The following is a 10,528-nucleotide window of genomic DNA, read 5'->3' as shown; positions in this document are numbered from 1 at the left end:
CCATGGAAGCCTCCACCGGCTGGGTCACCGCCATCTCCACGGTCTCCGGGCTGGCCCCCGGGTAAGTCGTCATCACGATGACATAGGGGAGGCTGATGCTGGGCAGCAGGTCCGTAGTCATCCTGGTAAAGGACACCACCCCCAGAACAATAGCCAGCACCACCCCTACCAGTACTGTATAAGGCTTCCGCACACTGAATTTCGAAATCATATAGACCTCCTCATAATGAAGCACTTCTAAAACGCTCCAGTTTTCGGAAGGATGCCCGCCCTTTGGGCATTCTTCCGCGCGAATGTACTTTTCGCGCTGCGAGACCGGCGAGCAAAGCGAACCTGTTCACAAGCCGAGTCCAGAAGTTCTTCTCGCATTCTGACCAGCCGGTCGGTTTTTCCATTCCCGATTGTATGCCCTGAATCATACAATGTCAATAACGGGAATCTGTTGTTTTTCTAAAAATTATATAAAAAGCTGCACACCCTTCCGGATGTACAGCTATCCCTCCTACAGCATCTTCCTGATTTTCGACTTCAGCCTCTGCAGGGCATTGTCCGTGGCCTTCTCGTCCCTGCCCAGCACCCTGGCGATCTGGCTGTAGCTCATGCCTGTCATATACAGGTCCAGCACCTGTTTCTCGAATTCGCTCAGCTCCTCCTCGATGGCCTTCTCCAGATAGGCCACCCGCTCCTTGTCCAGGAACATCTCCTCCGGGTTCAGCTTGGTGGTGTCCGCCAGGAGCTCTGCCAGCCGCGGGCCTTCCCTGTCGTCCCCGGCCGCCTCCCCGTCCAGGGGCACATAGGTATTCAGCGGAACATGCTTCTTTCGCTTGGAGGCCTGCACCGCCGTATACATCTGGCGGTTGATGCACAGCTCCGCAAAGGTGCTGAAGCTGGCGTCCCGGCCCATGTCATAGTCCCGCACGGCTTTGAACAGCCCTATCATGCCCTCCTGGATCAGGTCCTCGCTGTCCGCGCCCAGGATGAACATGGACTTCGCCTTACTGCGCACCAGGTTCTTGTATTTGTCACAGATATAGTCCATGACGGGAGTCTCCCCCCTGCGCAGGCGGTCGATCAGCTCTCCGTCGCCATACTGCCTGTAATTCTCATAACGCTCGCCCATGTCCCTGAACCCTCCCCGGCATGCCGAAGCCAAAAAGCGCTCCCTGAAAAAACGCTCCTACAGGCTGCTCCGCTGGCGCAGGATTTCGTAGGCCAGCACCCCCGCTGCCACCGAGGCGTTCAGGGAGTCGATGTTCCCCTTCATGGGGATTGCGGCCACCATGTCGCACTTCTCCTTCACCAGCCGCCCTACGCCCTCGCCCTCGCTTCCGATGACCAGCCCGATGGGGCCCTTCATGTCAAGTTCATACATGGAAGTGCCGCCCATGTCCGCGCAGACGAACCACAGACCCTGCTTCTTCAGTTCCTCTATGGTCTTGGCCAGGTTGGTGACTTTTGCCACAGGGGTATAGTTCAGCGCCCCCGCGGAGGCCCTGGCCACCCCTGCCGTCAGCCCCACGGCCCGGTTCTTGGGGATGATGACGCCGTGGGCGCCCGCCAGGTTGGCCGTGCGGATGATCGCGCCCAGGTTGTGGGGATCCTCGATATTGTCCAGCAGGATGACAAAGGGCGGCTCCTGCTTCGCCTTCGCCGCCTGGAGGATGTCCTGCACCGTGGCGTACTCATAGGCCGCGGCCATGGCGATGACCCCCTGGTGCTTTCCCGTGCCGGACATCTGATCCAGCCGTTCCCTGGTCACATACCGAATGATGGTATCATGCTTTTTCGCCTCTTTCTTGATGGCCACCACGGGCCCGTCCTGGCAGCCGTCCTGGACATAGAGCTTGTCTATGACCTTGCCGGAGCGGAACGCTTCCCTCACCGCGTTCCTTCCCTCTATGGTAAATTCCTCGTATCTCATGTCTATACCTCTCTGCGCGCTTTAGCGCTTTTTATCCTGTTCCGGTTCCCTGTGTCCTATCTTCTGTCCGCTTCCCGTCCTTCGCTGTCCCCGGGGCTTCTTTCGGGCAGATGCCCGTCCCCCACCGGCTCATAGCTCCAGACCTGTAAGCTGAATGCCCTTTTTCACCAGATACAGCGCCCGCTCCATATCCCCCGTCAGATAGAGATATCCCAGCACCGCCTCGAAGCCGGTGGCCTTCATGTAATCCGCCACACTGGCGTTCTTGGCAGTCGTGTGCGGTTTTGAATTCTTTCCTCTGCGGTATACCGCTTCCTCTTCCTCCGTGAAGCTGCCCGCCAAAGCCTGGACGATTTTGGACTGGGCTCCTGCGCTGACATACCGCACCGTAATCCGGTGCAAGTCGTTCACGGGGCGGTTGGCCCGGGACACCACCACCGTGCGGATGATCAGGTCGTAGACCACGTCCCCGATGTAGGCCAGGGACAGGGCGGAGTAGGAGCGGATGTCCTGGCGCTTTCCCGGGAATGTATCCGTTATCATCTCAAGAAGGTTTTGCGGACAAGTCCCGCTGGCCTGGGCTTCTTCCGGCATCTTTTCGCATTTGTCCGCATCTATGCCGGAAGAGCCTGTTGTTGGCGCGCTTTCCTTTGGCTCCTCGGCCGATGCGCCAGGTTCTGGCATGCTTTCCTCTGGTTCCTGGCCGGATGCGCCAGGTTCTGGCACACTTTTCTCTGGCTCCTGTCTGGATGCGCCAGGTTCTGGTGCACTTTCCTCTGGCTCCTGTCTGGATGCTCCAGGTTCTGGCGCGCTTTCCTCTGGTTCCTGGCCGGATGCGCCAGGTTCTGACGCGCTTTCCTCTGGCTCCCCGCCGGAGGAATCCGCCTCCCGGCAAATCTCCTGTCTTATACGCTGCTCCTCCGTCATGCTTTCTTCCATTTCACACCCTCGCGGGTGTCCTCCAGGACGATCCCCTTCTCCAGAAGCTGGGCCCGGATTTCGTCCGCCCTGGCAAAATCCCTGGCTTTCTTCGCGGCCTTGCGCTCCTCGATCCTTTCCAGGACATAGGCCTCCAGCTCCGCGTCCACCCCGTCCCCGGCCTGCCTCTGGGCATAGGCCGTGGTCAGATCCAAAGACAGCACCCTGTCGAAATCCTCCGCAAGGGCATATTTGGTGGCATCGGACATATCCTCCTTCAGCATGTCGTAGAGCACCGTCAGCGCCATGGAGGAATTCAGGTCATCGCAGAGCACCGCCTGGAAGCGGGCCTTCCATGCATCGAACTTCTCCGGCTCCACCGCACCCCCGTCCTTTGAGAGGCTGCCGATGCGCTTGGTCAGCTTCTCAAATGCCGCGCCCGCGTTGTCCAGGGCCTCAAAGGAGAATTCCAGGGGCTTGCGGTAATGGGACTGGAGGCAGTACAGGCGGTACACCCTGGGGTCATACCCCTTGGACTTCAGCAGGGAAACCGTCAGGAACTCCCCTTTGGACTTGCTCATCTTGCCCGCCTTGTCGTTGAGATGGTGCACATGGAACCAGTAATTGCACCATTTATGCCCCAGATAGGCCTCGCTCTGGGCAATCTCGTTGGTGTGGTGGGGGAAGATATTGTCCACCCCGCCGCAGTGGATGTCCATGTACTCGCCCAGATGCTTCATGGAAATGCAGGAGCACTCGATGTGCCAGCCGGGATACCCTGTCCCCCAGGGGCTGTCCCATTTCAGCTCCTGGTCCTCGAACTTGGACTTGGTGAACCAGAGCACGAAATCAGTCTTGTTCCTCTTGTTCTCATCCTCGTCCACATCCTCCCGCACGCCCACCAGCAGCTCCTCCTCGCTGTGGTTGGACAGCACGTAATACTCTTTCAGCTTGGAGGTGTCAAAATAGATGTTCCCGCCGCTCTCATAGGCAAAGCCCTTCTCCATAAGCCCCTCTATCATGTGGATGAACGCAGAGATGCAGTTGGTGGCGGGCTCCACCACGTCCGGGGTCTTGATGTTCAGGTCCCCGCAGTCGGCGAAAAAGGCGTCCGTGTAGAACTTCGCGATCTCCATCACGGATTTATGCTCCCGCTTCGCTCCTTTCAGCATCTTGTCCTCGCCGGTGTCCGCATCGCTGGACAGATGGCCCACGTCCGTGATATTCATGACCCGCTTCACGTCGTAGCCGATATATCGTAAAGTCTTCTCCAGCAAGTCCTCCATAATATAGCTTCTCAGGTTCCCGATGTGGGCAAAATGGTACACCGTGGGGCCGCAGGTGTACATGGCCACCTTTCCCTCCTCATTGGGGATGAACTGCTCCACCTTTCTGGTGAGCGTGTTGTAGATCCTGAATCTGTTCTCCATCTCTCTCCTTTCCGCCCGCCCTGGGGCAGGCTCCAAATCGTATCTATCCAATGGGCTTTCCCCTCAGGGCTTTGCCTTCAGCTCCTTTATCTGCCGCTCCAGCTCCAGGATGCGGTTCACCATCTCCGAGTTGGCATGCCGTAAGTTCGCGATGTCCTCCTTGATAGGATCCGGCAGGTCGGCGTGGTTCAGGGTCTCCTGGGGCAGGGCCATGTTGCCCCGCTTCACCACGCGGCCCGGCACGCCCACCACGGTGGAGCAGGGAGGCACCTCGCTCAGGACCACGCTCCCCGCGCCAATCTTGGAATTGTCCCCGATGGTGAAGGAACCCAGCACCTTCGCCCCGGCGCTGATCATCACATTGTTGCCGATAGTGGGATGCCTCTTCCCGTGCTCCTTGCCCGTGCCCCCCAGGGTCACGCCCTGGTACAGGGTCACATTGTCCCCGATGACCGTGGTCTCCCCGATGATGACGCCATTGCCGTGGTCGATGAAGAAGCCCCTCCCAATCCTCGCCCCAGGATGGATTTCGATTCCGGTCTTGCGCACGCCCCTCTGGGACACCCACCTGGCCCAGAAGTAATGCCCCTTCTCATAGAGCCTGTGGGCAATCCGGTAGTGGATCATCACCTTGAAGCTGGGATACAGAAAAACCTCCATCGAAGAATGAATCGCCGGATCCCGCTCCCTGATGATCCGAATCTCCTCTGTAATGTTGCCGATGATTCCCATGCAAGCCCTCCCCTCCCGAACCAATCCTGTTCCCGAACTCCCTAAAACCGATGCCGCAGCCTGGAAGAATGCCCGCCCAAAGCGAATCCCGCCCCTGCAGCCCCGAAGTTCCTGACAGGCGTCCTACTGCCGCCCGGAACTTCCTTCCGCACAAATAAAACCGCGGAAAATCCCTCTCCTTAGAGACGGATATATCCGCGGTTCCACTCTACTTAAAGGCTGACAAGCCTTCCACTCCATACGCTTAACGCGCGCCTACGTGCCCGCCTACCTGGCCCGATCCTCGCCATCCGAATCCACGGCTAAGCCTGCCTGTTCAGCGGACCTGCTCCCGGATGCACTTCCTTTTCCGCCCATGAGGACTGCTTCCAGCTCTTTGGAACGCCCCTGTCCCAAATGAACAGTCCCTCTCTGACATCCTGGCGCGACAAACGGAATGCATATTACACCCCTGTCGTCCGAAAAGTACTCTCTCCGTTCCCAGCATTTCCATTCTATATTTCCTACTTAAACAGAATATGCAAAAAAACCGGTTCTGTCAATGCTTTTGTGAAAAAGAACCAAAAAAGAGCCAAACATCACAGCCTATGCCTTCCGGCAGCCTCCGCAGCCCTCACAGCCTCCTGCAATCTGCTGGGCCGTCAGGTCGAAGGGGCTGGTCAGCAGGCACACGGCCTGGGCCGAAATCCCCTCGCCCGCTCCCGTGAAGCCCATCCCTTCCTCCGTGGTGGCCTTCACGCTGACGAAATCACTCTCCATCCCCAGGGCCCCGGCGATGTTCTCCCGCATGGTATCGATATAGGGCCGCATCTTGGGAGCCTGGGCGATGATGGTGGAGTCGATGTTCTCCACCACAAAGCCCTTCTCCCCAAGCAGATCCCCCACCTTCTCCAGAAGCGTCAGGGAGGAAATTCCCTTGTACGCCGGGTCGCTGTCCGGAAAATGCTTCCCGATGTCCCCCAGCGCCGCCGCCCCCAGCAGGGCGTCCATGACGGCGTGGAGCAGCACATCCGCGTCCGAATGGCCCAGCAGCCCCTTCTCATAGGGTATCCTCACGCCGCCGATCATCAAGTCCCTGTCCGGGACAAGCCTGTGCACATCATATCCTGTTCCGATTCTCATTCTGTCTTATTTCCTCTTCTTTTTGGGAAAGGAGAACGCAAGTCCCCTGTCGCTGCCATCCATCCTGACATCACGCAGCCTGGAGGGGCGGCTCTCCTCACGGTCCCGCTTCCTGCGGCTGTCGCGCTCTTCCTCACGGCCTCGGCGGCGGCTGTCACGGCTGCTCTCCCGCTCGAATCTCCCGTGGACCCGCTCCTCACCGCGGTCACGGCCTCGGCGGCTGTCGCGGTCATTATCACGGCCGCGTCTTCCGCGGTCGTCACGGCTCTCCTCACGGTCACGTCTGCGGCGGCTGTCACGGTCGTCCTCGCGGTCGCGCTTTCTGCGGCTCCCACGGTCATCCCCCCAGCCGATCCTCACACGGCTGTCACGGTCTCCCCGCTCTTCCTCGCGGTCGCGTCTGCGGCGGCCTTCGCGCTCTTCCTCACGGTCGAAGCTCCTGCGGCCCTCACGTTCCTCGTCATGGCCGAATCCCTGACGGCTGTCGCGCTCCTCGCCACGGTCGAAGTTCCTGCGGCTGTCGCGCCCCTCATCCCGCTCAAAGCTCCTGTGGCTGTCGCGTTCTTCGTCCCGGTCACGGCTGCGGCTCTCACGCTCCTCGTCCCGCTCAAAGCTGCGGCGGCTCTCACGCTCTTCATCCCGGTCACGGCGGCGGCGCTCCTCGTGTTCCTCGTCGCGTTCGCGCCTCCTGCGGCTGTCTCTCTCCCCGTCACGGTCGCGGCCCCTGCGCTCTTCGTCGCGCTCGCGCCTCCTGCGACCCTCGCGGTTTTCCTCCCGGCCGCCTCTCCTGCGGCCTCTGCCTCTTCCGCGGTCCCCGCGTCCGCCCCGGGCCTCGTAATCATCCACCTCTATCTCCGGGCCGATGTCCCCGATATGATATTTCAGCATGGCGGCGGCCAGTTCCAGGGCATCGCAGCCCTCTTCCTCCATCTTCCGCTCCACATAGCTCTTCATCAGATCGATGTCGTCCCGTCCGTGCAGCTCCCAGGAACGGTTCAGGTATTTCTCCGCCTTGGCCTTCATCACCTTGGAGGCATTGGGCAGCTCCCTCTCCTCGATGGTGGTATGGCAGAAGCGCTCTATCTGGCGGAGGCGGAAAAGCTCCCTGCCGCTGACGAAGGTAAACGACCGCCCCGTCTTCCCCGCCCGGCCCGTCCGGCCGATGCGGTGCACATAGTATTCGTTGTCCTGAGGCACGTCATAATTGATGACCACCTCCACATTGTCCACATCGATGCCCCTGGCCGCCACGTCCGTGGCGATCAGGATGTTGGTGCTGCCGTTCCTGAAGTGGTTCATGGCCACGTCCCTCTGGTGCTGGGACATGTCCCCATGAAGCCCCTCGGCCCGGAACTCCGCCGTCTTCAGCAGCTCGGACACCTCGTCCACCTTGATCTTCGTATTACAGAAAATCAGGCAGAGCTTGGGCTGATAATACTCCAGCAGACGGATGCATGCCGCATCCTTGTCATGGCTCTTTACTCTATAGTATCTCTGGGACACCAGAGGGATGGTCAGCTCTTTTGCCGCCACCCGCACCAGCCTGGCGTCCTTCTGGAACCGGTTTGCGATCTCCAGGATGGGCTGGGGCATGGTAGCGGAGAACAGGGCCGTCTGGTGGGCGTTGGGAACCTCACCCAGTATCAGCTCCATGTCCTCCCGGAAGCCCATGTCCAGCATCTCGTCCGCCTCGTCCAGGACTACCATGTTCACGTAGTCAAGCTTCATGGTACGGCGGCGCATATGGTCCATCACGCGCCCGGGGGTGCCCACCACAATCTGTACGTCCTTCAGCCCCCTGATCTGCTTGCTGATGTCCTGTCCGCCATAGACGGGCAGCACCTTGATGCCGTGCATGAACTTGGCGATATTGCGGATCTCCTCCGCCGCCTGCATGGCCAGCTCCCTGGTGGGGCAGAGGATGATGGTCTGGAGCTTGCGCAGGTCAGGGTCAATCTTCTGCAGGGCGGGGATGGCGAAGGCCGCCGTCTTGCCCGTGCCTGTCTGGGCCTGTCCGATGATGTCCTCGCCGTCCAGCAGGTAGGGGATGGCCTGCACCTGGATAGGGGTCAGCTTCTCGAAGCCCATCTCCCGCACGGCCCGCACGATGCGGTCGTCCAGAAGGGGCTCGATGGAAGCCAGGCTGGCGGAATCCACAGCCTCCTCCCCGCTGCCATCCGGCTTCGTCTCCGGCCTTGCGGCGACTGTATTCCCTTCCGCCGCAGCCCCGGTGTCCTCTGCCGCCATATCCTCTTCCTCCGCGGAAACTTCTTCCGTCTCTGCCTGGTCTGTATCTTCCGTATCCTCAAATCCGTCCGCCATATCCTCCTCGGACGCATCCCATTCCTCCGTGGCCTCTTCCCGGGGCTCGGCGTCCCCGTCTGCCACTTCCTCCGTCTCCGGCGCTGCGCCCTTCTCCGACGCCTCTTCCACGTCCTCCGGACAGGCTTCCGCGCTGTCTTCCCCACTCTCCGGCAGCTCCGCCGTATTCCGCTCTGCCTCTCCGGTCATCTGCGCTGCCTCTGCCTGCTCTTCTCTCTCCGCAGCCTCCTGCGTCTGTACCGCCTCATCCTGACGCTCCGTCAGCTTCTGCTCCGCCGACATCTCCTCAGTCGGCGCATTGTTCCATTCGTTCATTCTGAACCTACCTGACTTCCCTTTCCTCAAATCTACGCTGAAAATTTGCGCTGCCTACAGTATCTTCTCCATTCCGGTCTTCTGGGGCACAAGCCCGCAGCCCTCATAGAATCTCTTCGCGCCCTGATTGCACTCCCACACATTCAATGTCAGGTTATAGCAGCCCTCTCTTCTGGCAAACTCCAGCACATGCTCATACAGGCTCCTGCCTATATGTTTCCCTCTTAAGCCCTCGTCCACACATATATCATCAATATACAGCGTCCTGATATCCGTCAATATGTTGTCGTTAAAATGTTGCTGAAATACACAGAATGCATAGCCCACCACATATCCGTCATCGTCTACAGCAACGAATACGGGCTTTTTGTCATCGCATAAAATAGCCAGAAGCTCCTTGTCCGTATACTTTTTCGTGTCGCCCTTGAACAAATCCGGCCTCCCGTTGTGATGCACCGCCAGGACCTGTCCCAGCAGCCTGCCTATTCCTATCAGATCCCTTTCTTCCCCGCGTCTGATGACCATGATTTCTCCTCCGGAAAGCCTTTTACCCTGGGCCACATCCGGCCCTGTATGCAACCTGATGCGCACTTAAAAAGAATGCCGAAAACATTACATTTCCGAGCATTCTTTCTAGTAGCGAGAGGGGGATTTGAACCCTCGACACTGCGGGTATGAACCGCATGCTCTAGCCAACTGAGCTATCTCGCCATATTTGCAAAACGCTTTATTGCCTGTCCGCGCTGCCGACTTTGTTAGTATACAATGAGAAACGGATTTTGTCAACAAATTTTTTTCATTATTTTACTATTTTTTTCATTTTCATTTCATGCCGGGACGGCCTGCCGCAGACTTCCGCAGACCGTCCCGCACATCCTGCCCCAGTCAGGTCCTGGCGGCCCCGTCCACGGACAGGACCACGCCTGTGACGTAGCTGGCCATGTCGCTGGCCAGGTACAGGAAAGCGTTGGCCACGTCCTCGGGCTCGCCCACACGGCCCAGAGGGATGCCCGCAATGATGGGCTTGATGACCTCCTCAGGCAGCACTGCCACCATGTCCGTCCTGGTGACGCCCGGCGCCACGGCGTTCACGCGGATGTTGTCCTTGCCCAGCTCCCTGGCCAGGGACTTGGTCAGGCCGTTGACGGCGAACTTGGAAGCGGGATAGGCCACGCCGGAGGGCTGTCCGTAGAGGCTGACCATGGAGCTGGTGTTCAGGATGACGCCGCCCCCCTGCTCCTTCATCACCTTAGCCGCGGCCTGGGCACAGTTGAACACGGCGTTCACGTTCAACGCCATGGTCTTGGCGAAGTCTTCGGGCTTGTAGTCATAGATGCTCTCCCTGGCGGAGACGCCCGCGTTGTTCACCATGATATCCAGGCTGCCGAAGGTCTCCTTCACGGCGGCCACTGCCTTCTCCACCTCCGCGGGATCCTGCAGGTCAGGACACAGTCCTATCACCTTGTAGTCCGGATTCTCGGCCCGCAGCTTGTCCAGCGCCTTGTCCACGGTCTCCTGCCTGGAGCCGCACAGCGCCACCTTTGCGCCATTGTCCAGATACATCTTCACGATCGCGTAGCCGATGCCTCTCGTGCCGCCTGTGACCATGGCGGTCTTGCCTTTCAACAATTCCATTTTCAAATCCCTCCTGTTCCGTTTTTTCAATATCATACCCTAAATCCCATGCGCTCCGGCGCATATGGAATCAAAAGTCGGCGTAAATGTCCTTCCGGGTCACTATTATACAGATTCCCCGGGAAAAAGTCAA

The 10,528-nt window shown here is 59.3% G+C and carries 10 protein-coding genes and 1 tRNA gene; all 11 read right to left on the bottom strand.

Annotated features, from left to right (window positions below):
- Positions 1 to 211: efflux RND transporter permease subunit (locus Q2B33_RS09785; RefSeq protein ID WP_300913974.1), on the bottom strand; the 211-nt coding region annotated here is incomplete at its 3' end.
- Positions 212 to 502: 291 nt separating this feature from the next.
- Positions 503 to 1,120 (bottom strand): RNA polymerase sporulation sigma factor SigH, encoded by a 618-nt coding sequence (gene sigH, locus Q2B33_RS09780; RefSeq protein ID WP_300565113.1) that lies wholly within the window; start codon positions 1,118 to 1,120, stop codon positions 503 to 505.
- A 57-nt stretch (positions 1,121 to 1,177) separates the two neighbouring features.
- Complete coding sequence (rlmB, locus tag Q2B33_RS09775; protein ID WP_300565115.1) at positions 1,178 to 1,921, bottom strand: 23S rRNA (guanosine(2251)-2'-O)-methyltransferase RlmB; 744 nt, start codon at positions 1,919 to 1,921, stop codon at positions 1,178 to 1,180.
- Between the two features lie 129 nt (positions 1,922 to 2,050).
- Positions 2,051 to 2,464 carry a Mini-ribonuclease 3 gene (locus Q2B33_RS09770; protein ID WP_296471996.1) on the bottom strand — a complete coding sequence of 138 codons (414 nt, stop codon included), beginning with the start codon at positions 2,462 to 2,464 and terminating at the stop codon, positions 2,051 to 2,053.
- Between the two features lie 380 nt (positions 2,465 to 2,844).
- Entirely contained in the window at positions 2,845 to 4,269 is a 1,425-nt protein-coding gene (cysS, locus tag Q2B33_RS09765; RefSeq protein ID WP_300565117.1) for a cysteine--tRNA ligase, read from the bottom strand.
- Positions 4,270 to 4,332: 63 nt separating this feature from the next.
- Positions 4,333 to 5,001 carry a serine O-acetyltransferase EpsC gene (gene epsC / locus Q2B33_RS09760; protein ID WP_300565119.1) on the bottom strand — a complete coding sequence of 223 codons (669 nt, stop codon included), beginning with the start codon at positions 4,999 to 5,001 and terminating at the stop codon, positions 4,333 to 4,335.
- Positions 5,002 to 5,586: 585 nt separating this feature from the next.
- Positions 5,587 to 6,123: a 2-C-methyl-D-erythritol 2,4-cyclodiphosphate synthase gene (gene ispF / locus Q2B33_RS09755; protein WP_300565121.1), complete on the bottom strand. Its 537-nt coding sequence runs from the start codon at positions 6,121 to 6,123 to the stop codon at positions 5,587 to 5,589.
- A 6-nt stretch (positions 6,124 to 6,129) separates the two neighbouring features.
- Positions 6,130 to 8,760, bottom strand: a complete 2,631-nt coding sequence (locus tag Q2B33_RS09750) for a DEAD/DEAH box helicase (protein ID WP_300784946.1) — start codon at positions 8,758 to 8,760, stop codon at positions 6,130 to 6,132.
- 54 nt (positions 8,761 to 8,814) lie between these two features.
- Positions 8,815 to 9,285, bottom strand: a complete 471-nt coding sequence (locus tag Q2B33_RS09745; RefSeq protein ID WP_300572603.1) for a GNAT family N-acetyltransferase — start codon at positions 9,283 to 9,285, stop codon at positions 8,815 to 8,817.
- A 112-nt stretch (positions 9,286 to 9,397) separates the two neighbouring features.
- A tRNA-Met gene (locus Q2B33_RS09740) sits at positions 9,398 to 9,471 on the bottom strand.
- 174 nt (positions 9,472 to 9,645) lie between these two features.
- Positions 9,646 to 10,395: an SDR family NAD(P)-dependent oxidoreductase gene (locus Q2B33_RS09735; RefSeq protein WP_296474650.1), complete on the bottom strand. Its 750-nt coding sequence runs from the start codon at positions 10,393 to 10,395 to the stop codon at positions 9,646 to 9,648.
- Between the last annotated feature and the right edge of the window lie 133 nt (positions 10,396 to 10,528).

It is taken from the genome of uncultured Acetatifactor sp., from assembly GCF_948601915.1.
Taxonomy (GTDB): Bacteria; Bacillota; Clostridia; order Lachnospirales; family Lachnospiraceae; genus Acetatifactor.
Note: the sequence above shows the minus strand (reverse complement) of the source record. Positions and strands in the feature narration are given on the sequence as shown.

Bases quoted from the DNA above. Each gene is read 5' to 3' on its own strand.
- Q2B33_RS09750 (WP_300784946.1), bottom strand. From the start codon at position 8,760: ATGAACGAATGGAACAATGCGCCGACTGAGGAGATGTCGGCGGAGCAG.
- Q2B33_RS09745 (WP_300572603.1), bottom strand. From the start codon at position 9,285: ATGGTCATCAGACGCGGGGAAGAAAGGGATCTGATAGGAATAGGCAGG.
- sigH (WP_300565113.1), bottom strand. From the start codon at position 1,120: ATGGGCGAGCGTTATGAGAATTACAGGCAGTATGGCGACGGAGAGCTG.
- ispF (WP_300565121.1), bottom strand. From the start codon at position 6,123: ATGAGAATCGGAACAGGATATGATGTGCACAGGCTTGTCCCGGACAGG.
- rlmB (WP_300565115.1), bottom strand. From the start codon at position 1,921: ATGAGATACGAGGAATTTACCATAGAGGGAAGGAACGCGGTGAGGGAA.
- cysS (WP_300565117.1), bottom strand. From the start codon at position 4,269: ATGGAGAACAGATTCAGGATCTACAACACGCTCACCAGAAAGGTGGAG.
- Q2B33_RS09770 (WP_296471996.1), bottom strand. From the start codon at position 2,464: ATGATAACGGATACATTCCCGGGAAAGCGCCAGGACATCCGCTCCTAC.
- epsC (WP_300565119.1), bottom strand. From the start codon at position 5,001: ATGGGAATCATCGGCAACATTACAGAGGAGATTCGGATCATCAGGGAG.
- Q2B33_RS09735 (WP_296474650.1), bottom strand. From the start codon at position 10,395: ATGGAATTGTTGAAAGGCAAGACCGCCATGGTCACAGGCGGCACGAGA.